Source organism: Pedobacter frigiditerrae (assembly GCF_032678705.1).
Lineage (GTDB): Bacteria > Bacteroidota > Bacteroidia > Sphingobacteriales > Sphingobacteriaceae > Pedobacter > Pedobacter frigiditerrae_A.
The window spans coordinates 260,782-284,902 of record NZ_JAVTSS010000002.1 but is presented as its reverse complement, the minus strand read 5'-3'; the positions used below and the strand labels follow the sequence as shown (position 1 = coordinate 284,902).

At 35.2% G+C, this 24,121-nt stretch carries 27 protein-coding genes; 20 read left to right on the top strand and 7 right to left on the bottom strand.

The window, feature by feature from the left end; all coding sequences use genetic code 11:
* Window position 1: 1 nt before the first annotated feature.
* Window positions 2-2,806 (bottom strand): gliding motility protein, encoded by a 2,805-nt coding sequence (locus R2Q59_RS11885; RefSeq protein WP_316785647.1) that lies wholly within the window; start codon window positions 2,804-2,806, stop codon window positions 2-4.
* 108 nt (window positions 2,807-2,914) lie between these two features.
* On the opposite strand from R2Q59_RS11885, the gene R2Q59_RS11880 reads away from it, so the two are divergent.
* From R2Q59_RS11880 to R2Q59_RS11830, 11 genes are all read left to right on the top strand, one after another.
* A complete protein-coding gene (locus tag R2Q59_RS11880) occupies window positions 2,915-3,145 on the top strand; it encodes an AtpZ/AtpI family protein (protein ID WP_316769164.1) in 231 nt (76 codons plus the stop codon).
* Between the two features lie 171 nt (window positions 3,146-3,316).
* On the top strand, window positions 3,317-3,754 hold the full coding sequence (locus R2Q59_RS11875) for a hypothetical protein (RefSeq protein ID WP_316785646.1): 438 nt from the start codon (window positions 3,317-3,319) through the stop codon (window positions 3,752-3,754).
* 17 nt (window positions 3,755-3,771) lie between these two features.
* On the top strand, window positions 3,772-4,908 hold the full coding sequence (gene atpB / locus R2Q59_RS11870; protein WP_316769160.1) for a F0F1 ATP synthase subunit A: 1,137 nt from the start codon (window positions 3,772-3,774) through the stop codon (window positions 4,906-4,908).
* Window positions 4,909-4,948: 40 nt separating this feature from the next.
* Window positions 4,949-5,149: an ATP synthase F0 subunit C gene (gene atpE / locus R2Q59_RS11865; protein ID WP_055132568.1), complete on the top strand. Its 201-nt coding sequence runs from the start codon at window positions 4,949-4,951 to the stop codon at window positions 5,147-5,149.
* Between the two features lie 83 nt (window positions 5,150-5,232).
* Complete coding sequence (locus R2Q59_RS11860; protein WP_316769158.1) at window positions 5,233-5,727, top strand: F0F1 ATP synthase subunit B; 495 nt, start codon at window positions 5,233-5,235, stop codon at window positions 5,725-5,727.
* Between the two features lie 100 nt (window positions 5,728-5,827).
* Complete coding sequence (atpH, locus tag R2Q59_RS11855) at window positions 5,828-6,373, top strand: ATP synthase F1 subunit delta (protein ID WP_316785645.1); 546 nt, start codon at window positions 5,828-5,830, stop codon at window positions 6,371-6,373.
* Between the two features lie 142 nt (window positions 6,374-6,515).
* Window positions 6,516-8,087, top strand: coding sequence for a F0F1 ATP synthase subunit alpha (gene atpA / locus R2Q59_RS11850; protein WP_316769154.1), 1,572 nt, complete (start codon window positions 6,516-6,518; stop codon window positions 8,085-8,087).
* A 92-nt stretch (window positions 8,088-8,179) separates the two neighbouring features.
* Complete coding sequence (atpG, locus tag R2Q59_RS11845) at window positions 8,180-9,061, top strand: ATP synthase F1 subunit gamma (RefSeq protein WP_316769152.1); 882 nt, start codon at window positions 8,180-8,182, stop codon at window positions 9,059-9,061.
* Window positions 9,062-9,190: 129 nt separating this feature from the next.
* Window positions 9,191-9,964, top strand: coding sequence for a 5'-nucleotidase, lipoprotein e(P4) family (locus R2Q59_RS11840; RefSeq protein WP_316785644.1), 774 nt, complete (start codon window positions 9,191-9,193; stop codon window positions 9,962-9,964).
* 63 nt (window positions 9,965-10,027) lie between these two features.
* Window positions 10,028-10,240 (top strand): hypothetical protein, encoded by a 213-nt coding sequence (locus R2Q59_RS11835; protein ID WP_316769145.1) that lies wholly within the window; start codon window positions 10,028-10,030, stop codon window positions 10,238-10,240.
* Between the two features lie 238 nt (window positions 10,241-10,478).
* A complete protein-coding gene (locus tag R2Q59_RS11830; RefSeq protein ID WP_316785643.1) occupies window positions 10,479-11,330 on the top strand; it encodes a DUF4349 domain-containing protein in 852 nt (283 codons plus the stop codon).
* Between the two features lie 69 nt (window positions 11,331-11,399).
* On the opposite strand, the gene ruvC is transcribed toward R2Q59_RS11830, so the two are convergent.
* Window positions 11,400-11,963, bottom strand: coding sequence for a crossover junction endodeoxyribonuclease RuvC (gene ruvC / locus R2Q59_RS11825; protein WP_316769141.1), 564 nt, complete (start codon window positions 11,961-11,963; stop codon window positions 11,400-11,402).
* 42 nt (window positions 11,964-12,005) lie between these two features.
* Between ruvC and R2Q59_RS11820 the strand changes: the two genes are divergently transcribed.
* Genes R2Q59_RS11820 through R2Q59_RS11810 form a run of 3 tightly spaced genes read left to right on the top strand, consistent with a single transcriptional unit; the run spans window position 12,006 to window position 15,249 of the window.
* Window positions 12,006-12,983 (top strand): hypothetical protein, encoded by a 978-nt coding sequence (locus R2Q59_RS11820; RefSeq protein WP_410478279.1) that lies wholly within the window; start codon window positions 12,006-12,008, stop codon window positions 12,981-12,983.
* Window positions 12,961-14,100, top strand: a complete 1,140-nt coding sequence (locus R2Q59_RS11815; protein WP_316785642.1) for a glycosyltransferase family 2 protein — start codon at window positions 12,961-12,963, stop codon at window positions 14,098-14,100. The genes R2Q59_RS11820 and R2Q59_RS11815 overlap by 23 nt, the downstream gene beginning before the upstream one ends.
* A 6-nt stretch (window positions 14,101-14,106) precedes the next feature.
* Window positions 14,107-15,249: an ABC transporter permease gene (locus R2Q59_RS11810; RefSeq protein WP_316785641.1), complete on the top strand. Its 1,143-nt coding sequence runs from the start codon at window positions 14,107-14,109 to the stop codon at window positions 15,247-15,249.
* Window positions 15,250-15,282: 33 nt separating this feature from the next.
* On the opposite strand, the gene R2Q59_RS11805 is transcribed toward R2Q59_RS11810, so the two are convergent.
* The 3 genes from R2Q59_RS11805 to R2Q59_RS11795 are packed head-to-tail and all read right to left on the bottom strand — an operon-like array spanning window position 15,283 to window position 16,744.
* Window positions 15,283-15,624, bottom strand: a complete 342-nt coding sequence (locus R2Q59_RS11805; protein WP_316785640.1) for a TfoX/Sxy family protein — start codon at window positions 15,622-15,624, stop codon at window positions 15,283-15,285.
* Window positions 15,625-15,627: 3 nt separating this feature from the next.
* Window positions 15,628-16,245 (bottom strand): hypothetical protein, encoded by a 618-nt coding sequence (locus R2Q59_RS11800; RefSeq protein WP_316785639.1) that lies wholly within the window; start codon window positions 16,243-16,245, stop codon window positions 15,628-15,630.
* A 10-nt stretch (window positions 16,246-16,255) separates the two neighbouring features.
* On the bottom strand, window positions 16,256-16,744 hold the full coding sequence (locus tag R2Q59_RS11795) for a carboxypeptidase regulatory-like domain-containing protein (protein WP_316785638.1): 489 nt from the start codon (window positions 16,742-16,744) through the stop codon (window positions 16,256-16,258).
* A gap of 103 nt (window positions 16,745-16,847) precedes the next feature.
* Between R2Q59_RS11795 and R2Q59_RS11790 the strand changes: the two genes are divergently transcribed.
* The 5 genes from R2Q59_RS11790 to R2Q59_RS11770 all read left to right on the top strand — a co-directional run bounded on the left by R2Q59_RS11790 (window position 16,848) and on the right by R2Q59_RS11770 (window position 21,242).
* Window positions 16,848-17,459 carry a ribonuclease HII gene (locus R2Q59_RS11790; protein ID WP_316785637.1) on the top strand — a complete coding sequence of 204 codons (612 nt, stop codon included), beginning with the start codon at window positions 16,848-16,850 and terminating at the stop codon, window positions 17,457-17,459.
* Window positions 17,460-17,475: 16 nt separating this feature from the next.
* Window positions 17,476-18,678: a glycosyltransferase family 4 protein gene (locus R2Q59_RS11785; RefSeq protein ID WP_316785636.1), complete on the top strand. Its 1,203-nt coding sequence runs from the start codon at window positions 17,476-17,478 to the stop codon at window positions 18,676-18,678.
* A 64-nt stretch (window positions 18,679-18,742) separates the two neighbouring features.
* The gene (locus tag R2Q59_RS11780; RefSeq protein ID WP_316769121.1) at window positions 18,743-19,096 is read left to right on the top strand and encodes a hypothetical protein; all 354 of its coding nucleotides are present in this window, start codon (window positions 18,743-18,745) and stop codon (window positions 19,094-19,096) included.
* 268 nt (window positions 19,097-19,364) lie between these two features.
* Window positions 19,365-20,444, top strand: coding sequence for a glycine cleavage system aminomethyltransferase GcvT (gene gcvT / locus R2Q59_RS11775; protein WP_316785635.1), 1,080 nt, complete (start codon window positions 19,365-19,367; stop codon window positions 20,442-20,444).
* Between the two features lie 81 nt (window positions 20,445-20,525).
* Window positions 20,526-21,242 carry a 2-phosphosulfolactate phosphatase gene (locus tag R2Q59_RS11770; RefSeq protein ID WP_316785634.1) on the top strand — a complete coding sequence of 239 codons (717 nt, stop codon included), beginning with the start codon at window positions 20,526-20,528 and terminating at the stop codon, window positions 21,240-21,242.
* A 203-nt stretch (window positions 21,243-21,445) separates the two neighbouring features.
* Here R2Q59_RS11770 and R2Q59_RS11765 read toward each other — a convergent pair whose 3' ends face one another.
* Window positions 21,446-22,237, bottom strand: a complete 792-nt coding sequence (locus tag R2Q59_RS11765; RefSeq protein ID WP_316785633.1) for a patatin-like phospholipase family protein — start codon at window positions 22,235-22,237, stop codon at window positions 21,446-21,448.
* A gap of 134 nt (window positions 22,238-22,371) precedes the next feature.
* Complete coding sequence (gene gldB, locus R2Q59_RS11760) at window positions 22,372-23,406, bottom strand: gliding motility lipoprotein GldB (RefSeq protein ID WP_316785632.1); 1,035 nt, start codon at window positions 23,404-23,406, stop codon at window positions 22,372-22,374.
* A gap of 45 nt (window positions 23,407-23,451) precedes the next feature.
* On the opposite strand from gldB, the gene R2Q59_RS11755 reads away from it, so the two are divergent.
* Complete coding sequence (locus R2Q59_RS11755; protein ID WP_316785631.1) at window positions 23,452-24,111, top strand: porin family protein; 660 nt, start codon at window positions 23,452-23,454, stop codon at window positions 24,109-24,111.
* The last annotated feature ends 10 nt before the right edge of the window (window positions 24,112-24,121 follow it).

The window sequence follows — 24,121 nt, the reverse complement described above, 5'->3', positions numbered from 1 at the left end:
ATTAATAATTAACCTTGAAAAACTCAAGATATCTATTTAATGTTTCTCTGTTTTTTATTTTATCGAAGTTCTCTTTAGTAATATAAAAACCTTTATAGGTACTAGCAGGAACTTTCATGATTCTTGTTAATTGCGTTGTTATACCTTCAGCATAGGTTTTTACTTCACTTAACGTATTAAAATTTCCAACATATATAAGTTGGTCGTCTTGTAGTTCTTGTAATTGATGTTTTAATCCAGTGCCAGAATAATTTCCCCTATTAAACTGTCCAACTCCAAAACGAGATGAACTTACACTTAAGCTCATGTCATTTACAGCAATTACATAATAATAAATATTCGATTCAGCTTTGCTGAACAAATCATCTACTACAACTTGTTTAGCAGGCTCGTTAACTGGGTTAGTTTGAACTGGTACTTGCTGTACAGGCGGATTGTTAATTGGTGGGTTATTTACAACTATTTCTTTTTTTGGCTCGACAATAACTGGTTGCACCACAGGACTTGTTGGCTCTGTTTTAACAGGCTGTGCTTGAGGTTTCTGAACAGCGACGTTACTTTGCTGAGCTATAAATCGAGGTTCAGACGGGTCAAAATCTATTAAAGCAATTTTTCTTGCTTTAAACACACCTATGTTTGCCTCAATGTATTTTAAATGGTCTTTTACCAAAGGATTAATCAATTGGTCATTTGGGTACTTAACTAAAATGTTATTAAAAGCTAGTAATAAACTATCTACATTTTGTGTTCTGCCAATGGCGATTGCCTTCAAATAATCATACTGTGCCTGTAAGGAGTTTCCAGGGAAACGAGCATTTGTTTCATTAACGGCATTAATTACAGTGTTAAATTCTTTTTTCTCGTAATTGGCGAATACGGTATTATAAACTTTATTTACTTCTGCATCAAGTGCGTTTTGTTTTGCAGAAAAATTAGGGTCTAAAATAGTTTTCGCATATACCGAACCAGGGAATTTAGCCAGCACTAGGTTTTTAAAACTTTCTGATTTTGCTGGATAATTGTCTTTATAGCCAAGGTATAAGCTATAATAAACAGCATCTAAGTGATTATTTTGTGGGTAACGGGCTAACAAAGTTTCATAAACCTTAATCGCTTCTTGCTCATCACCCAATACTTGCTGATAAAATGCGGCAATCTCAAAATAAGCGTCAATAATTTGCTGGTCGGATTTCTGTAGTAAATCTGTTGTAAGGGGTAGCTTAGCTGTGTAAGCAGCAACCTTTGCACCTATTCCATCATTAGCAACCTGACCATTTCCTGTGGCTTGGTTATTATCAATTACATTAGCTTGGTTTTGCTGATTAACTTGCTGTGAAGATTTAATGCTTTGGCGCCAATTATCTTCTAGTGGTCTATTTCCCCAGCGTTTCTTAAAATCGGTAAATCCTCTACTAACGGCAGAAATATTATTGAAATAGAAAGTGCCACTTTTTTGGGATTTATCATCCTCATCCTTAACGTCTCTATTATTTACCTTAATATTTGCATTTGGAATAACCTTTGGCTCAAAAATCTCGTTAATTCTCTTTTCACGAGCTTGTTGTGGCAAACGAGCAATCATCTGCAAGGTGTCTTGCTCTGCAATTAACTGGTAACGCTGTGTTAGGTATTCTAAATTCTGACTGATTTTTAGAATTGCCTCATAACTTGGATATGTTTTAGGCAAAGTAGTTGCTGCACTATCATAATATAGTTTCGCATTCACATAATTCCCTAAATTTTTAAAGTTAAGTTCAGCCAGCTTTAAATACGACAATCCTTTTTGATATTGATTTCTGGTGCTTTTTCTAGCAGACAACTTATAATATTCTTCAGCCTTTGCAAAGTCTTTATCACCAAAATAATCTTCGGCTACCTCATAATAAATCTGGTCGGTGTAGTCGAAGTTTTTATCATCCTTTAATAACTTTAATAAAGCTTGCTTTCTGTTAGATGACTGGTCGTTCAGTAAATCGTTAATTCTAATTTTACTCAACTTGGCATTAAAGTACATTTCAAAAGGCGCATTGCTATTCTCAACCTTGGTGTAGTTTTTTAAGCTGGCATCATATTCTTTCTCACTTTCATAAAGTTGAGCTAAAATATATGGCCACCTCGTTCTACTATCCATTTTATTCGTTTCCCTAATTGCTTCTTCTAAGTAACCAATTGCATCTTTATACTTGTTTTGGTAAATGCTCATTTGAGCTAAGGTTGCCAGTGGCTCGGCTTTTTCGTTTTTTACTGAATCTAAATGTAATTTAACGGTATCTAAAACCTTGGCAGCTAGTTCGAAATTTTTAAGCTGCATTAAGCTTCTCGCTTTCCAAGTCATTGCGGCCAAGTAAACCTTTTTGTCTTTCTTGTATGCCTTAGCTGTATAATCAAAATATTCTGTAGCGGTAAAATAACTTCCCTTGTAAAAATTCGTTTTGGCCAACAGCATATAAGCTTCATCCACATAATTGCTCAAGCCTTTTTCGGCGATAATCATTTGCGCCTTTTGAGTAATTTCATCTAATGCCTTAACATTCCCTACAGGAGCGGTTGTAGTGATAAAATCGGCAGTGGTTGGTGCTATATAAACAGATAAAAACTCATCAAATTTGTCTTGATAGCTCGAAGAAAGCTCATCCTGATAAGTGTTTAATAAAACATTTGAGTTATAGATATAGTTATACCTAGCAGATAGATTTTGTAAACCCCTATTTGTTGGATTATCTTTTTGCGTAGAACAAGCATACAAAGCAGTAATGCTTAGACAGGCCAAAAAGAATTTAAAACTAATTTTCGAAAGTTTGTTCAAGAATCTATAGTTTGTGTATGAATACAATATAACAAAATGTATGCAAAAATATTTTATTCGCCCATTAATTCTTAATAAATAGGTATATTTTTATACAGATAATTTAATATGATGAACCCGAAAGACAGTGAGCCAAAAAAACAAGCGACTAATTTTGCAAAGTATTCTGGTATTGCTTTTCAAATGTTGGCAACAATTGGCTTATTTTCCTTTATTGGTTATAAAATTGATGAACATAGGGGAGGTAGTAAATTTATCTTTACCGCTATTTTGGGTTTGGTAGGTGTTATTATTTCTTTGTATCAAGTGGTGCGCTCCCTAAATAAAGACAGCAATTAAATTTCATTGAAAAAGAATGTGTAGAGCTTTTGGCAATTATAGCCCTTCTTTGCGCTGCAAGTCCCTAGAAAAAAGGGAGCTTTCCGCTTCAATAAGGTTTATATTACAGCGGCAGTGGTTCTTGGCAAAATCTTGTAAGTTTCAAAAAGCACAACGATTTAAATATTACCTTTGCTAAAATTTAAGGGTTTGGGTTTACAACGATTCATTTTATATTACGTTTTATACACGGCATTGCTTGCTGGTATTGCTTTATCATTACCTCATCTATTTACTGACGTTAAACTTTTAGCCGACAAGTTTTGGTTGGTTTTTAGCTTTTTGGGTGGATTGACTTTTGTGGCTTTTATTTTAGCTTTTTTAGGTATCAAACGTAATCCCGAAACTGGGGTTTTAGCAATTATGGGGTCAATTGCAGTGAAGATGCTTTTCTCTATGGCTTTCGTGTTGATATACAGTCTAAATACAAGAAAAAAAGTCCTAATTAGTGGCGTAAATACTGATGAAAAGGACTTGGTTTTCATTTTCAACTTTTTTTCTTTATATTTATTGTTCACCTTCTTTGAAATATACGGTTTGTTACGTAACTTGCGCCACCAAAATAAATAGTAAAAATCTGCGAGTAAATGGATTGTAGCCACGTTTTTGAGTTTAAGTTTAGAAGGTTAATTGTTGTTTTTACGCTTTTTTCGGCGTTTTTGATGGTTTCGCTTGGTGCAAAAGCACAAGTTGATACTGCTCATAAAGCTGAGGAAACTCATGCTGAAACATCAGAGAAGAAAAAGTTTGAGATTGGTAAGTTTGCCTTACATCACATCGCTGATTCTCATAGTTGGCATGTAATTGGTGAAACCTATATTGGTTTACCAATTATTCTATATGCAAACGGCAAAGTTGTAACCTTTAATGATAGTGATTTTCATCATGATGATGATGCTAAAGTTGTAGTTGAAAGAAACGGAGAGCGTTTCGTTAAAATGCATGAGAAAATTTATTTGGCTTCTGCAACTGCAAATGAGCACGGTCAATATGTAGAGTTGGATGAAAAACATCATGCAAAAAATGCTCGTCCTTTAGATTTTTCATTAACTAAAAACACTTGTACGTTATTACTTTCGGTAGTTTTATTGTTGGTGGTGTTTATCAGCGTTGCTAACGGATACAAAAAACGTCAAGGTAAATCTCCAAAAGGATTACAGTCTTGGTTAGAGCCAATCATTCTTTTCGTTCGTGACGATATTGCTAAGCCAAACTTAGGTCATAAACATGAGCGTTTCATGCCATATCTATTAACTGTTTTCTTTTTCATCTGGTTTAATAACATGTTAGGATTAGTTCCTTTCTTACCAGGTGGTGCAAACTTAACAGGAAACATTGCGGTAACTATGGTTCTAGCGGTTACTACTTTCTTAATCACGATATTTAATGGTAACAAGCACTACTGGAAACACATCTTTTGGATGCCAGGTGTGCCAGTTCCAATGAAGATATTTTTAATGCCATTAGAATTGATTGGTATTTTTACTAAGCCAATTGCATTAATGATACGTTTGTTTGCAAACATTACAGCGGGTCACATTTTGGTGCTTTCGTTAATTTGCCTAATCTTCGTCTTCAACAGTATTTGGGTTTCTGCAGCTTCTATTCCGTTCGCCATCTTTATTGGAGGAATTGAATTAATGGTTGCATTTATTCAAGCGTTTATATTTACAATTCTATCTGCCTTATTTATTGGAATGGCAGTAGAAGAACACCACCACTAATTAGAATATTTTTTAAAAACAATTAATATATAAAATCATGATTACAGGAAGTATTGCTGCAGTAGGTGCAGGATTAGCTGCGATTGGCGCTGGTCTAGGTATCGGTCGTATTGGTGGTTCTGCTATGGACGGTATCGCTCGTCAACCAGAAGCTGCCTCAAAAATTCAAACTGCGATGTTAATCGCTGCTGCCTTCGTTGAGGCGGTTGCTTTATTCGCGGTTGTTGTTGCGTTAATGTAATAACACCCTTAACCATTCTGTAGAAGATTGTTTTACAGAATGGTTATTATTTGAAACAAGAAAAAATTATAATATATACAGAAATGGATTTATTAATACCTGAAGTTGGTTTAGTTGTATTTCAAACAATAGCATTTTTATTGTTAATGTTCCTTTTAGGCAAGTTTGCTTGGAAACCAGTATTGGCTGCTATTAAAGAACGTGAGCAATCTATTGATGACGCGTTAAACAAAGCTGAATTAGCTAAGCAAGAAATGGCTCGTTTAACTTCTCAGAATGAAGAGTTAATGAAACAAGCCCGTGCAGAACGCGATGAGATTTTAAAAGAAGCTAAAATTCTTAAAGATAGCATTGTTAACGAAGCAAAAACTTCAGCTCAAACTGAAGGTGCTAAATTGATTGAAAAAGCTCGTATCGAGATTGAAAATCAAAAGAAAGCAGCATTGGCTGAATTAAAAGGACAGGTGTCTACTTTATCGTTAGATATTGCAGAACGCGTTTTACGTAGCCAGTTAGATGATAAAGCAAAACAACAGGATTTGGTTAACAGCCTGTTGAAAGATGTGGAGTTAAACTAAGTTAGATTTGAGACACTAGATATGAGATGTGAGACTGGTATAGATAGAGAAGCATTTCTCAAATCTCAAATCTCAAATCTCAAATCTCAAAATAAAAAATATGTCAAGTAAAGCAGCAAGCAGATACGCAAAATCATTAATCGACCTTTCTACAGAGCAAAACGCTTTGCAGGATATGATGAATGATATGGTGTTATTTGAAGAGGTTGTAGATAACAACAGCGAACTAGAAGCGATTTTAAAAAATCCAATTGTGCCTTTAGATAAAAAAGCAGGTATTTTGAATGATGTTTTTGGTAACAAGGTTCATCAAATTACCCAAAGCTTTTTAAAACTTGTAGTTAATAAAGGTAGAGCTGGAATTTTATTTGAAACTTCTAAACAGTTCATCAGTCAATATAATTTTATTAAAGGTATTGTAACTGCTGAAGTAACATCTGCAATTGCATTAAATGATGCTACTAAAGCTGAAATTGTTGCCTTGGTTAAAAAAGAAATGGGTGCTAATGAAGTTATCGTTAAAGAAAAAGTTGACGAAAAATTAATTGGTGGCTTTATTTTAAAAGTTGGCGACAAACAATTTGATGCTAGTATTTCTAGCGGCTTAAATAAGTTGAAAAAAGAATTTGCGCAAGGTGTTTACTAGTTGCTATTAAAAGCGAGCTAAGAACTACTGAACGTAAAATATAAACCCGATTGAAGCGGACACGAAGTAAAGCGGAAAGAGGGACAGGAATAACAAAAGAGTACAAGATTTACATTTTCAAAAAGAAATCAAAATAAAAATTATGGTAGAGGTAAGACCAGACGAAGTTTCGGCAATTATCAGACAACAATTGTCAGGCTTTAAATCAGAAGCTGAACTTGAAGAAGTTGGTACCGTATTACAAGTGGGTGATGGTATTGCTCGTGTTTACGGCTTAACTAAAGTTCAAAGTGGCGAGTTAGTTGAGTTTGCTAACGGGTTGCAAGGTATTGTATTGAACCTTGAAGAGGATAACGTGGGTGTGGTTTTGTTAGGCCCATCAGACGAAATCAAAGAAGGTGATACTATTAAACGTACTAAAAAAATTGCCTCTATTAAAGTTGGTGAAGGTATGTTAGGTCGTGTTGTAAACACACTTGGCGAGCCTATCGATGGTAAAGGACCAATCTTAGGTCAAACTTACGAAATGCCTTTGGAGCGTAAAGCACCAGGTGTAATTTATCGTCAGCCAGTTACTGAGCCTTTACAAACAGGTATAAAAGCAATTGATGCAATGATTCCAATTGGTCGTGGTCAACGTGAGTTGGTTATTGGTGACCGTCAGATTGGTAAAACTGCTGTTTGTATTGATACTATCATCAATCAAAAAGAATTTTATGAAGCAGGTAACCCTGTATTCTGTATATATGTAGCTTGTGGTCAGAAAGCAAGTACTGTTGCAAACGTTGTTCGTACTTTAGAAGAAAACGGTGCAATGGCTTATACAGTTGTTGTTGCTGCTTCTGCTGCTGAACCTGCTCCATTGCAATTTTATGCTCCATTTGCTGGTGCTGCAATTGGTGAGTTTTTCCGTGATACTGGTCGCCCAGCTTTAATTGTTTATGATGATTTGTCAAAACAAGCTGTTGCTTACCGTGAGGTGTCGTTATTGTTACGTCGTCCTCCAGGTCGTGAGGCTTATCCAGGTGACGTTTTCTATCTTCACAGTCGTTTATTAGAGCGTGCTGCTAAAATCAACTCTAACGATGAGATTGCACAAGCAATGAATGATTTACCAGAATCATTAAAAGGGATTGTTAAAGGTGGTGGTTCATTAACTGCTTTACCAATTATCGAAACTCAAGCTGGTGACGTTTCTGCATATATTCCAACTAACGTAATTTCGATTACTGATGGTCAGATATTCCTAGAATCTAACTTGTTTAACTCAGGTATTCGTCCAGCTATTAACGTAGGTATCTCGGTATCACGTGTGGGTGGTAATGCTCAAATTAAATCAATGAAAAAAGTAGCTGGTACTTTAAAATTAGATCAGGCACAATACCGTGAATTAGAGGCTTTCTCTAAATTCGGTTCTGATTTAGATGCGGCTACAAAATCTGTTTTAGATAAAGGTGCTCGTAACGTTGAGATGTTAAAACAAGCTCAGTTTACTCCATTTACTGTAGAGAAACAAGTTGCTATCGTTTACTTAGGTACTAAAAACTTAATGCGTTCTGTTCCTGTAAACAAGGTAAAAGAATTTGAAGCAGAGTTTTTACAAGCGTTAGAATTACGTCATCCAGAAGCTTTAGCTTCTTTAAAAGCTGGTAAGTTAGATGATGCAGTAAACGTTTTAGAAACTGTCGCAAAAGAGATTTCAAGTAAATACTAATAAGTATCGAGTAGTAAGTATCAAGTATCAAGACAGGTTATGCCCAAATCTTGATACTTGATACTCAAATCTTGATACTCACTTAATAGAAAATGGCTAATTTAAAAGAAGTAAGAATTCGTATATCATCGGTACAATCTACCCAGCAGATTACCAAAGCTATGAAAATGGTTTCGGCTGCGAAGTTAAAACGTGCTACCAATGCTATTGTTCAGTTACGCCCGTATGCTACTAAACTGAAAGAGATTTTAGGAAATCTTTCTGCAAGTTTAGAAGGTTCATCTTCTCCTTATATTCAGGAACGTGAGCCTAATAAAGTATTGGTGGTGGTGGTATCATCAAACCGTGGTTTGGCAGGTGCTTTTAACATGAACGTAATTAAAACCGCGAATAATTTAATTGCCGAAAAATATAGTGAGCAACTTAAGAATGGCAACGTAAGTATTGTTGCAATTGGTAAAAAAGCTCAGGATTTTTATGAGAAGCGTAATTACAACATTATTGGGAACAATAATGAGGTTTATTCTGCTTTGAACTTTGATAACGTTAGCAAAATTACCGACGCTATCATGACAGGTTTTGCTAAAGGCGAATTCGATAAAGTAGAATTGGTTTACAACAGATTTAAAAATGCTGCGGTACAAATTTTAACTTCAGAACAGTTGTTGCCTTTGCCAAAAGCCGAGCCAGTTGCAGATGCTAAAACTACAAACGTTGATTATATTTTAGAGCCGAACCAAGAAGAGATTGTAACTCAATTGATTCCTAAGTCGATAAAAATTCAATTATATAAAGCGGTTTTAGATTCTCATGCTTCAGAACATGGTGCTCGTATGACATCTATGGATAAAGCAACAGAAAATGCTGGTGATTTAATTAAAGCATTAAAATTAGCTTATAACCAAGCTCGTCAGGCTGCAATTACAACAGAGTTGACAGAGATTGTGAGTGGTGCTGCTGCATTGAATGGATAAAATTGTTCATTAGTTCAATTGTTCATTGGACGAAGTTCAAAATATATTTAAACCCTTATCTTAATTTGATAAGGGTTTTTTGTTTTAAGACATTTGTAAGCTTTATCTTTGATTAAATTAAAAACCCTTATGAAAAAATACCTTTTAATTTGGATGTTGGGCATTCTTCCCATCTTATCTTTTGCACAAGCGCTAACTCCAGCAAGGGATTATACAAATGCAGTGCTGTGGCAGCAGTTTAGTGGCGAGTATAGAGCTTTGGCTTTTCAGGCTTACAACTTTGCTAGATTGTCTTTAAAAGAAGCCTTATGGAACCAAGCGAATGCTAAACTAAATTGCGTAATTGTAGATGCTGATGAAACCATTTTAGACAATTCAGTTTTTCAAGGTCATGAAATTAAAAAAGGAGTAAGTTACTTGCCTGGTGATTGGACAGAATGGACGGCTTTAGCACAGGCAGATACTGTTCCTGGAGCGCTAGCATTTTTGAAGTTTGCCGCCAGCAAGAATGTTGAAACCTTTTATGTAACAAATAGAGACAAAGCCGATTATGAAGGGACTTTAAAGAACCTACAGAAATTTGGGTTTCCAAACGCTGATGAAGCTCATTTGTTAGTTAAAACTACCACATCAGATAAAGAACCTCGTCGCCAAAAAATATTAGAGAAGTATAATGTTTTATTGCTATGTGGCGATAATTTAAGTGATTTCTCTAATGTGTTTTATCGCGAAGGAAAAGATACCAAAGAGCAAGTTAATGCAATGCAAGGCTTATTTGGAACGAAGTTTATCGTTTTGCCTAATCCTATGTATGGAGACTGGGAAAAACTTCTGTACAAGAGTGATAAACTGAATGAAGCTGATAAAGGAAAACAACGATTAGATAAATTGAAAACTTATTAATTTGTTGTAATTTTTAGTTTATAAATCTTATTTTTGCGCATACAATTTTAAAAAGAAAAGACGATGAATCAATCTGAAAGAGAAGAAAGCATGAAAGCCGCTAACGAAACATCAATTTACAAGTTATTGTTAGTTGGTATTATTATCAGTATGATTGGAGTATATGCCCGTTTTGCTTTCGATTCTACTGCACTTTCTATTGCATCTTGGGTAGTATTGTTTATAGGCTCTTGGATATGCTGCAAGGCAGTTTTTAAGATGTTGAATACCAAATAAAATATACCATTTTATACGTAGAGGTCTACATTAGTTTTTAACTGGTGTAGACTTTTTTATTTTGTAGTATTTCTGTTACAAGCGAAGAACTAAGGTTACTTCTGCATCATATTGGCATTAAGCAATACCGGCCGGTACAATAAATAAAATCAATTTTTATTCCTGAAACAACTATGGGTATACTATGTCTTTTTACGTAGTTGCAGATAGTGGTTTTATAACCAAAAAACTATAGAGTATGAAAAAGTATTTATTTTGTATCGCCATCATTGTTTTAATGTTTGGCTGTAACGCAGAGAAAAAAGATTACGCTGCTGATGAATCAGTTAGTAAAGAAGTGGTAATATCAGCTGATGCTGTTGACACAACCGCAACCCCTAAGATTATTAAAACAGCAGATATGCGTTTTAGGGTTAAAGATGTTCAACAAACCAAAGAACAATTAAGTGCTACCATCAAGGCACAAGGTGGAACAGTGATGGAATTCTCCATCAATAGTTCAATTCAAGAAAGTGATAAGGTAAAATATTCTGCAGATTCGTTAAAAGAAATTACAGCTTACAGAAAAGAAGGATTGGTGATTGCTAAAATTCCTTCCGAGAAACTGGATGATTTTACGAATACTGTAGCAAAAATGGCTGTTTTTGTAGATAACCAAACCATGAAAATGGATGACCAGAGCATTACTTATCTTGCTAATAAATTAAAAGCACAAAACAGAGTTGATGCTGTAAATACAATCAATAAAACTGCTAAAAGACAAGGCAACAACGTAGAAACATCTCTATACATTAAAGATGATTATATTGACAAGAAAATTGAGAATATGAATATTGATAGCAGGGTGAAGTTTAGTACAATAACCTTGAACTTCTATCAAGATAATACAGTGAAATCACTGATTGTTAGTAATGATAATTTATATGACTATCGCCCAGGTTTCTTCCAAAGATTAGGTTTGAGCATTGTAGCAGGCTGGTCTTTTCTTAAAGAATTTATTTTAGGTGTATCTACCTTATGGCCTTTCTTGGCAATTGGATTAGGATTGTTTTTTGGGATTAAAGCTTATTTGAGAAGGAAAAAAGTATAAGACTTATAATTAAGAGGGACGAATGCAGAATACTTTAAGATGCTTCGTTCCTCGAATTATGGTTAAGAATTACTTAACTCTCTTTTTATTATCCTTTGCAAAAGCATCCCACCCAGAATACGATTTCCCAGTATTGCTGGTACTAATTCGTTGAAACGAGTGACAAACTGCCACAGCTAGACCATCAGTTGCATCTAAAAATTCAGGTGTTTCTTTAAAGTTTAATAATCTTTGTAGCATCGCAGCAACTTGTTCTTTACTTGCTGTACCTTTTCCGGTAATGGATTGTTTAATTTTTCTCGGGGCATATTCAGTTACTGAAATATTTCTTGATAAAGCAGCTGCCATTGCAATACCTTGAGCCCTACCTAGTTTCAGCATTACTTGAATGTTTTTGCCATAAAATGGAGCCTCGATAGCTAAAACATCTGGTTTATATTCGTCAATTAAGGCAATTGTTTTTTCAAATATGCGTTGAAGCTTTAAAAAATGATCATCCAAATGATCCATTCTCACAATGCCCAAACTTATTAGTTCTATTTTTGTTCCTTTCTCTAGAACGATACCATAACCCATAATTGCTGTACCTGGATCGATACCCATTATTATGCGTTCCTTTTTTTCAGCCAACATAAAACAATATTAAGCATATTTGCAGATACAAAAAGTAAAAATTTGACAGCTCAGTACAAAAAAATATTTTCCATCCTTCTTAAAATCTCGATTGTAATTTTTGCATTTTGGTTTATCTATGTAAAACTTATTGCAAATAACGATTTAAAGAAATTTGTGTCGTTATTAAATTCAATGCCTAAGGCTCAGATCTGGACAATTATATCCACAGTTGTGGGATTGATGTTACTAAACTGGGGGCTTGAGGCTGTTAAATGGAAAAGGTTAATTAAACAGGTTGAGCCGATTAGTTTATGGTTGTCCATAGAATCTGTGTTTTGTGGATTAACGTGGGCAGTTTTTACACCAAACCGAATTGGCGAATATGGAGGAAGGGTATTTTTCCTTTCGCCGAAAAGAAGAATTGTAGGTGTGGTGGCAATGACCGTTGGTCAAATCGGTCAGTTGGTTTTAACAAACGTCTTTGGGGCAATTGCTGTAACTGTTTTCATTTATAGATTTACACCAATTGATTATAGATTATTTTTAGCTGTCTGTGCAATTTCAGTAGGTTTCTGTTTGTCCTTTATTATATTCTTCTTTAATATTAGATGGCTAAATGGAATATTACTTTCCATCCGTTTTACTCGGAAATACAAGAAATTTTATTCGATTCTAGCTCGGTATAAAAAGAGGGAATTATTAAGAATATTGTTGTTTTGTTTAGCTAGATATTTAGTTTTTAGCACCCAGTACTACATTATGTTTGAATGGTTAATTCCAGAATTACATATATTGGATGTGATGATGTTGGTTAGTATTTTATTTTTTGTTCAATCATCATTGCCCTCATTAGATTTATTTGATGTTGGCATTAGAAGTTTTACGGCATCTTATTTTTTTGGCTTTGTAACTTCAAATATTGTGGCAGTAATTGCAGTAACTGCTAGTATTTGGTTTATCAATCTTATTATTCCTGCTATATTAGGTTCATATTTTGTTTTTAAATTAAAATTCTTTGGAAGTAGTCAGCGCACTTAGTTATTTTACCGTTTTTTTAACCTTAATTTATGTATTTGTAGTAGGTACGTTTATTAGAGGATGGGCTAAAATTCCATATTTTAAGTGGAATGAAGGCAAGGCTACAACAAAGGTTTCTATATTAATTGCTGCACGTAACGAAGAAGATAAAATCGGCAAAACCATTGATGATATCTTAGCACAAGATTATGATAAAAATCTAGTTGAAGTTATTATTATAGATGACCATTCTACCGATGAAACCTCAGCTATTATTTCATCTTATGCCAATCAAGGTATTCAATTGATACAACTTAATGAGGCCAATGCACTAAACTCGTATAAGAAAAAGGCAATTCAAACCGCAATAGGTCAAGCGACAGGGCAATTAATTATTACTACAGATGCTGATTGCAGGATGGGTAAAAACTGGTTAAAAACCATCGTTAATTGTTATGAAGTTAATGGGTATAAAATGATCTCATCACCTGTGGCCTATTTCGAAGAAAAGAACTTATTTGAAAACTTACAAACTTTAGAGTTTTCTTATTTAATTGGTTTGGGCGCTTCTACAATTGGTAATAATAACCCTAGCACTTGTAATGGGGCTAACCTCGCTTATGAACGTGAAGCTTTTTTTGCAGTTGGTGGTTTTAAAGGAATTGATGATTTAGCGTCTGGAGATGATGAATTATTGCTGCACAAAATGGCTGCACTTTATGAGGGCAAGATAGGCTTCTTAAAAAATAGTGAAGCAATAGTTTATACCCATGCAAAACCAAATGTTAAAGAATTTTTGCAACAACGTAAACGTTGGGCCTCTAAAACGACTCGTTATAAAGACAAATTGGTTATTGCCCTGGGGTTAAGTATTTGGTTATTTAATGTGAGCATTATAGTAAATTCTATCATGGCATTTATCTTCACTGATATATGTCTAAAATTTCTGTTATTTCAACTAATTTGTAAGCTAACTATCGAGCTTATCTTTTTGTATAGTGTTACTGGTTTCTTTAAAAGAAGATTATTATTATTTTTATTGCCATTGCTTAATCCAATGCATGTAGTTTATTTTGTATACATTGGTTTGGCAGGTAATTCTGGAAAGTATAATTGGAAAGGCCGAATGGTTAAATAATAAAAAATGAATAACAGTCCTTCGAAAAAAATATGGAATAGATTTAAACGTAATAAGTTTGCGTTTGGAGGATTGGTTTTTATTTCATTGATGATGGTAATTGGAATTTTAGGTTATCTAATTACGCCAGACCAAACCCCTTATGCTAGTACTATCAATCTAGCCCTAAACAAAAAGAAACCTGGCAGATCATTTCAGTTTTTAATCATTAGTAAAAATGATAAAATAAAGCAGGTTAATGTATTTGAGAAAATGCTCTTTGGTCAGCCTGCAAATTTTAAGAGCATACCAATTACAGGTTATCGAATTGTAGGTGATAAGGTTTTGGTTCAGGAGTATATTGGAGATGATGAAAGGCCAAAGGAAACACAATATGAACTAAAGTCTCTATGTCCAAAATGTTTGATGCCATCTAAAATGGGAACTCAACAAGCAGTTTTTGAAGAAAGTAATATCTACAAACAAACTTTTTATTTAGGTACAGACCCTTATGGTAGAGATTATTTGAGTAGGTTAATTTTAGGCATTCGTGTTTCTCTATCAGTAGGATTAATAGCTGTTTTAATCTCTTTACTTATTGGTGTTAGTTTGGGTGCAGCTGCTGGGTATTTTGGAGGTAAAACCGATGCCATTATTAGTTGGTTCATGAATGTGACTTGGTCGCTACCTTCATTGCTATTGATTATAGCTATTTCATTTGCATTAGGGAAAGGGTTTTGGCAAATTTTCATCGCCGTTGGCTTGTCTACTTGGGTAGATGTAGCTCGTTTAGTTCGTGGTCAAGTATTGGCCTTAAAAGAAGTAGAGTATGTAGAGGCGGCAAATGCATTAGGATTTTCGACTTTCAGGACCATAACCAAGCATATTTTACCTAATCTTGCTGGTCCAATTTTAGTAGTTGCGTCAGCCAATTTTGCTTCTGCTATTTTATTAGAAACAGGACTTAGTTTTTTAGGTTTTGGCGCACAACCACCTATGCCAAGCTGGGGCACCATGATTAAGGAGCATTATGGTTATATCATTATGGATGCAGCTTACCTTGCTGTTTTGCCAGGATTAGCGATTATGCTTACCGTTTATGCTTTTAATTTGTTGGCAATAGGATTACGTGATGCCTTTGACGTAAAAGGGCAAAATGTAACGGTTTAAATTGTTGGATTGGTAAATTGCTTAATTGTTGGGTTATTTCTTCTTCTTTGATGCTTTGGCGAGTGGATTAAAAGCTAAAGCTAAATCAATCCAAAACTTTAAATCTTCGTTTTTTACTAGAACATCTTCAGCAACTTGTATGTAGCTTTTCATTGGCTTTTTGCCCATTACCATTTGTCGCCAACCGTCTATGTCTGCAATTTCATCAAATGAAGCGGGATTTATTCTAACCATTAATTCATTTTTTGAAACGCCGACGCACATTTTGCCATTCACCATAAAGACTAAACCACTAAACATTTCTTTCTCTTCAACATCTGTTAAATGGGAGAGTAGTTCGCTAACTCGATAGGCTAATTCTTCATTGTAGCGCATTCCTTAATTAGTTTTTGAAATGGAATTATAGGTGTTCGTTGCTGATTTTTCTTGTGGAGATGGACCCATCACTACAAATTTATAATTTCCAGCTTCTAGGTTATTTAATATTACTTCGCCATTTGTATTAGAAGCTACTGTAAACATTTGGCCGCCTGGATTTTTACCTCCCTTAACTATTATTCCTCCAATTGGACCACCGGCTTGTCGGGCATTTGGATTATTAGTTGGTAAAGAAATAACAAATTTATAGTTTCCAGTTGTTGGGTTATTAAATTCTACTTCTCCATTGTCGTTCGTTACCACATTTAAATTTCCCCCAGGATTTCTACCACCTTTAACTATAATTCCACCAATTGGTTGTCCTGCAGTAAAAGAAATTTTGCCAGCGGCATCTACTTTACCTTTTATTGCTTTCATGATACAAGGGAAATGAGATTCGGGATAGTTCATCTTACAGTAACTACAGTAATGGCCTTCTGGAGCAGCTTGTTTTGTAACAGAACCAGTCGTTTCTTTAACAGAGGTGTTGGTTTGTTGGTTTGCAGATTTATTGGACTGAGCTATTGTTAGTGTTGCAAATGCTAATATTATTGCAATGGTGATTGATATTCTTTTCATGGGTAGCTGTTTATGGGTTGACAATGATTAATTTATAAATCCCAGGTTCTAATTTGGTTAATTCAATTTCTCCTTTACTATTACTAACAACAGAAACTGTTTGGCCACTAGCATTTCGGCCACCTTTAACAACAATTCCACCAATTGGTTCTCCTGCTACACGTGAACCACCTTTAACAGTCCCATCCCAGCCTTTTCTTTCTGATGTAGACGCTACTTCTTCATTTTTTCGACCACCTGTATAAGTTCTAGTGTCCTTACTGGCAGCTTGTTCAGTAGTTGGTTGAGGTGCAGTAATTGTAAATTTATAATTGCCAGCCTCTAAAATGTTAAGTACAATTTCTCCCTTTTCATTTGTAGTCGTGGTCATCATTTGGCCGCCAGGATTTTTACCCCCTTTAACAATAATGCCACCAATTGGTGTGCCTGGTCTGTTTGCCTGTGCGAATACAGCTAGTGTACAAAAAATAAAGGCTAATGTTATTGATAATTTTTTCATGATATTATAGTTAATATTTTAAATGTTTAATTATCTATATATAAACTTACTTAAAATTTGTTACCCCTAAATTTTTATAATTGATAAACCTTAACTTTATAGCGTGTTATTAAACTGTTATCATATAGAATTAATAGAGGCCGGTTGCGATGAAGCTGGGAGAGGCTGTTTGGCCGGGCCAGTATCTGCAGCAGCGGTAATTTTACCTAAGGATTTTTATTTAGAAGGCTTAGATGATTCGAAAAAGTTAACACACGAACAACGAGATAAGTTAAGGCCAATTATAGAGAAGGAAGCATTGGCTTGGGCAGTTGCTTTTGTAGACCATGAAGAAATAGACCAGATTAACATTTTAAATGCCTCTTTTTTAGCCATGCACAGGGCGATAGAAAAACTGATGATTATTCCACAGCATTTAGTAATTGATGGCAATCGTTTTAAAAAATATACTGATATTCCGCATTGTTGTGTGGTTAAGGGCGACGGGAAATATTTAAATATCGCAGCGGCTTCTATTTTAGCAAAAACGCATCGCGATGAATACATGGCAAACCTTCACCAAGATTATCCGCATTATAACTGGAAACAAAATAAAGGCTATCCAACTATTGAGCATAGAAATGCTGTTATAGCAACAGGGTTGTCACCTTTCCATCGTAAAACTTTTAATGTAAGCGACCCTCAATTAACTCTTTCTTTTCAGGAAGAAGTTTAATTTGTAATTTCACAATGTGAAAATCCTTTTTTTAACCAGTCGTGTTCCTTTTCCGCCAAATAGCGGATATCCTATTGTGGTTTATAATACCGTGAAGGGCTTGTTAAAATTGGATGCTGATATTTCATTGTTCAGCATTAATCCTACCAAAGACAAGGTCGATGTAGATGATATTTACGACCCAGTTTTCGATAAAATAAATTTCCATTCTTATAGTATTGATACTGAAGTGAATATTTGGGGCGCTTTTTTTAATATATTTTCCAATCAATCTTATAATGTATCTCGTTATTTCGATGATGAGGCTGCTAAACTTTTGGAGAATTTATTACGTGAACAAGAATTTGATATCATTCAATTTGAGGGATTATTTGTAGTTCCATATTTAGATATAGTTAAGGCAAATAGTAAAGCAAAACTGATTTACAGAGCACACAATATAGAATTTGATGTTTGGGAAAGGCTAGCTGCAAGGGAACAATTTAAACCTAGAAAGAAGTATCTAGAATTTCTTTCGAGGAGGTTAAAGGTTTATGAAACAGAACAAATCAATCGTTTTCATCAAGTGTTTTCTATAAGTGAGCCTGATAGACAGAATATTTTATTGATGGGATGCCAGACTAGGTTGGATGTTTTTCCAGTTGCGATTGATTTTGAAAAATACAATGTTGATGTAACTAAAACTAGTTTCCCGACTTTGTTTCATTTAGGGGCAATGGATTGGCGACCAAATAAGGAAGGACTTGAATGGTTTCTGGATGAGATTTGGCCTGATATAGAAAAGCTAAGTGGCGAGCTTCGCTTCTACATTGCTGGAAGAAACATGCAAAAGCAGTTTTTTGATTATGACTCTGAAAACTTAATTGTGGAGGGAGAAATTTTTGATGCTGTTGAGTTTATGAATTCTAAAGCAATTATGATTGTTCCCTTGCTTTCTGGAAGTGGGATGCGAGTGAAGATTATTGAGGGTATGGCGATGCAGAAATGTATTATCGCTACGAGTATGGCTGCAGAGGGGATTAATTGCAAAAACGGCAAGGATATTTTAATTGCGGATACACCTGATGAGTTTTATCGCTCTATTTTAAAATGTATTACACAGCCCGACAAGTGGCGAGAAATTGGCGTAAACGCTCGAAAAACCGTAGAGAGAGACCACGAGATTAATAGCAACGCAAAGCGGATGTTAGCTATTTATGAGGTGTTGATGAAGGGGTAATTGTTAGCCACAGATTCGTGGATTATAGGTGTATTAGTGATAACACCAACCCCAAGGGAATCCAATGATACGAATTCCAGATTACAAATCTGGAATGGCAGGATGGGATAGTGCCAAATATAACGAAGCTTGCAAGGTTAACACCTATCTCGTCATTGCGAGGGTCGATTTTTCATCGCCCGAAGCAATCTCATTGCCATTGAACTGCAATAGTGAGATTGCTTCGGTCATTGCCGATGAAGAATCGGAGAATGAACCTCGCAATGACGATATCAACGAAATGCTGTGTGATACGTGGAGTCTCAGCCAGCCAAGAACTACAACCCTTTATTCTCTAAACCCGATTGCAGTGGAAATACTTTTTGCATTGCTGACACTTCGACTCCCGAAGAAGTCGGGACAGGTTCGCTCAGTGTGACAGCAAAAAGATTGCAACGAAAAGCGGGGCTGATGCTACTATGGAAAAGAGGCTTTAGTTTTCTAAAAGTCAATAGAATATAACACATAAATTCTTCGCTGCGCTACCGATGTAAAATCGGTACAAGTCTGAAATGACAAAACGGCTAAAAAGACAAAACGCTGAGAATAACAAAAAGGTAAAAAACATTGCGCTATTCTTAGTATTTTTGGCGCTTATTCAGTTTCCAGTTAACAATTAGCAGTTAACGGTTATAAAAAAAATTTAAATGAAGAATACCGCATTAACAGAGAAACACATTTCATTAGGTGCTAAAATGGTGCCTTTTGCTGGTTATAATATGCCCGTACAATATGAGGGCATTAATGTAGAACACGCTACGGTTAGAAACGCAGTTGGTGTTTTTGATGTGAGCCACATGGGCGAGTTCATTTTAAAAGGCGAAAATGCATTGGATTTGATACAAAGGGTAACGAGTAATGATGCATCGAAATTACACGATGGCAAGGTTCAATATTCTTGCTTGCCAAACAATGATGGTGGTATTGTTGATGATTTATTGGTTTATCGCATTGATGAGAAAACCTATATGTTAGTGGTTAATGCTAGCAACATTGAGAAAGATTGGAATTGGATACAAGAGTTTAACACTGCTGGTGTTGAAATGCATAACATTTCTGACAAGACTTCTTTATTGGCTATTCAAGGTCCGAAAGCAGCTGATGCTTTGCAAAGTTTAACCGATATCGATTTAGCATCGATGGAATATTACACCTTTAAAAAAGGAACTTTTGCAGGTGTTGAAAATGTTGTGGTTTCTGCAACTGGTTACACTGGTGCAGGTGGTTTCGAGATTTATTTTGACAATGAACACGCAGATAGAATTTGGGATGCAGTTTTTGCAGCTGGTGCTGAATATGGCATTAAACCAATTGGTTTAGCTGCTCGTGATACCTTACGTTTAGAAATGGGTTTCTGTTTGTATGGCAATGATATTGATGACACGACATCACCAATTGAAGCTGGTTTAGGTTGGATTACCAAATTCACTAAACCTTTCACAAATGCTGAAGCTTTGCAAGCTCAAAAAGAAGCTGGTGTTACCCGTAAGCTAATTGGTTTTGAAATGATTGATAGAGGTATTCCTCGTCACGATTACCCTATTGTAGATGCAGAAGGTAATGTGATTGGTAAGGTTACTTCTGGTACGCAATCTCCATCTTTACAAAAAGCTATTGGTATGGGTTATGTAACTAAAGAACTGGCTAAAGAGGGCACAGAAATCTTTATAGACATTAGAAATAGCAAGATTAAAGCTAAAGTAGTTAAGTTTCCATTTTATAAATAGATTTGAGACATTAGATATGAGATTTGAGACTTTGCGAGCTTAAATCTCACATCTCACATCTCACATCTCACATCTCTCGAAATGTCTAGAACCATTGAAGTTTGTCTAACACCGGCTTTATTACATTTATATAATATTGAAAACAGTATTGTTGTTGTGATTGATATTTTAAGGGCAACATCGTCTATTACTTACGGCATTGATAATGGTGCTGAAGCGATTATACCGGTTGCTCATGTAGAAGATTGTTTGGCTTATGCGGACAAGGGTTTTTTATTAGCTGCAGAGCGAAATGGTGAAGTGGTTGTTGGTTACGATTTTGGTAATTCGCCATTTTCTTACACTAAAGAAAAGGTTGGTGGTAAAACGGTGGTGTTAACTACAACCAATGGAACTAAGGCCATGCACATGGCGCAAGAACGTGCACATAAAGTTGTTGTGGGTTCTTTCTTAAACTTGACTTCGCTTTGCGATTATTTAAAATCTCAAGATAAAAACGTGTTGCTGCTTTGCTCTGGCTGGAAGGATAATTTTAACCTAGAGGATACTTTGTTTGCTGGCGCTGTGGTAAATGTTTTACGCAATGATTTTACGCATAGTGATGATGCTTGTGTTGTTGCGGAGGATATGTATTTAATGGCCAAAAGTGATTTGAGGACTTATTTGCATAAATCGTCTCACAGCCACAGATTGGCAGCCTTGAATATTGAAGAGGATGTACAGTTTTGTTTGAGATTAGATTTGTGTAAAGCGATACCAGTTTTGGAGGGAGAGAGACTGGTCGCTCTAGCCCCCTAAAGGGGGAATAAGCAAAGTGTGAATGTATTGTTTTGTTCAACGTCATATCGAACGAAACGCAGCGAGGAGATAGCTGTTCCTTTAGACCACTGAAAAGATGTTTAGCTTGTGCTGTTAACTAACAGATTTAGCTTCGCTGAGCACTTCGTGGTTCTCAATCGCGAAGAGCTCATTTCGAAATGACGGTAAATGAGTGAAGGTTTTTAATTCTTCAACAACTCCTGAAAACTCTCGCTGTTTTTAATTGCTCTTAGCGCTTCTTCATGGGCTAACCAGTAAATAGTTTCGGCTTTTTTCATGTCGAAGGTGCTGATTTCTCCCATTCCTTTTGGTTCTATCATTAAATCGCAGAACTTGGCTTTACGCTCCATGTCATGATTAATAGACATGATACCTGCTCTTTGCATTAAATGTGCAATTTTGGTAATTTTTTCTACTGGTTTTAAGTGGTTACACGATGAACCGATAATGTAATCACAATTGTTAAGTAGGGGTTCTACAGGGAAGTTATTTAAAATCCCGCCATCTACGTACATGTGATTGTCTATCATGATTGGCTTAAAAATGCCAGGAATACAACTCGATGCTAAAACTGCTTGAATTAATGGCCCTTTTGTGAAATAAGCTAAAGTGCCTTCACTAAAATTGGTAGCGCAGATAGTTAAAGGAATTTTAAGGTCTTCGATTTTATCATGAGGGAAATAGTCTTTTAAAACGTCCCGAACGTTCTCAATATTGATGAGTCCTAATGAGCCTAACGCAGGGCGGATAAATCTCAATAACCTTGTTTTAATGAAGATATTTAAGCCTTCTTCTGGGTCGATACCTGCAGCATAAAATGAGCCAGCAATGGAGCCTGCACTTGTTCCACTAACGTGACTAAACTCTATACCTAGATTTGTAAAGGCTTTTAATATTCCTAAATGAGCAATACCTCTAATGCCACCTCCAGATAAGACGATTCCGATTTTCTTTTTTTCTTTAACTAGTTTCATTGGTATCATTAGTTCATTAGTGTCATTGGTTTCCCGAAGTATCGGGATTTCGCTACGCTCAACATTGTTAGGATTATTCTATTGTTGGATTGCTAAATTGTTGCATTGTTACTTGCAAACTGTCCTTCAACAGACTACTGACTCTCTTTAGGTTTATACTTCGCTTTGGTTAATATCTTTTGTGCATCTTGGTCGGCCATTAATTGTTGTAGGGTAATATCTGGATTGGCTTCCATGTATTTTTTTACAATTTGCCAGCCAATGAAAACACCTAATTTAGGAGCAGAAAAACCTTTCTCACCAATTCCGGCTGTAAAAGGACCATCATTTAAATAATTCTGAATTTTTTGCGGGTCTGTTTGGTAGATTAAATCACTTTCTAAAAATAGCGCCCATATATTTCCTTCAAATTGCTTAGCCCAAGTTAACTGTTTTTCAGTGTAGCCGATTTTAACAGTATCGCCAGCTGTTTCTGGTAAAACCTTGTCTAAGAAATACAGGATTTTACCTTCGTAAATCATCTTTGATAATAAGGTTTGGTCTTCACGATTAGCAAGGAAAAGTTCTTGTTTAGCATACTCTTCAGTAACTCTAGGTACAATGTATGCAGGCGTAAATCGTCTTGATAAATACCTGGGCGAACTTGCTACAATAGCTTTATAAAACTTACTATCTGCACCCAAAAACATATCTAAACCTATACCAATATAATTATCACCTACCGGAATTTGATAAGCAAAACCTGATATAAAAGAAATGAAACGTGGAACTTTTGCTTTTGGATAATAGAATTTGATGTATTTAAAGCTCTCCGTTAAATCTTTTTCTACCTGCGTTAGTTTAGGAAATACGCTGTCAACTTCTTTGTTTACATCAGCATAAGGTTGACTTTTGTATAAGCCTTCTATAATGGCTGCATTGGGTAAATTTGGATTGCCGACCATTCTTTGCGTATAATCATCGTAAAAAAAACCATATTTCTTATGTAAGAAACTATTGATTTGGTTAATGTCTTTATTTTTTCCTTGGTATAAATCTTTGTCGAAACGTTGTATTTTTATATCCAACTTGATGTTGCTAACGTCTGGCTTTTTGCTTTGTTTGCAAGAAATTGCAGATAGGCAAAGAAAAAATAGATAAATTTGAAGATATTTTACGTTATAGCTCATTGATATCAAATATATAAATACACCATTAAAATAAACTACTTAAAGATGAAAAAAGCAGCAATCGCCATACTATTCTTACTTTTTACTGTTAATTTATTTGCCCAAGAAAATAGGGTTGGCAATTATGGTTTTAGGTTAGGTTTAACCGCACATCCAAACTTTGGATTTATTAAAGCTGAAGGTGGAAAAGGCAATGGTGTAAACTTGGGCTTTTCTTATGGCTTGATTGGTGATTTTAATTTTGCTGAAAATTATAGCTTCTCTACGGGCTTAACCATTACCACTATAAATGGTAAAAGCACCGAGGTTAATTCTGCTCAATATCAATTAGGAAATACTGCTGCGGTGGATATTAAATATATGATGCAATATGTTGAGTTGCCTTTAACCATAAAATTGAAGACTGGAGATTATAACGGAGTTAGATGGTATGGACAATTCGGCTTATCGAACGATGTGAGGATTAGTGCCAGACAAGATGCAAAATCTGGAAACAATGTTTTGGCAAATGATGTTAACTCATCAGACTGGACTAAATTTTATAGAGCTGGTTTAATTATAGGGGCGGGTGGCGAATTTAATGTTGGTAATAAAACAAGTATCATGGCAGGCTTAACTTTAAATAACGGTTTTACTAATATTTCTGATAATAGTTATAGCGTTAAGAACCATTTTGTAGCTATTAACTTAGGCGTTTTCTTTTAGCAACTTGTCT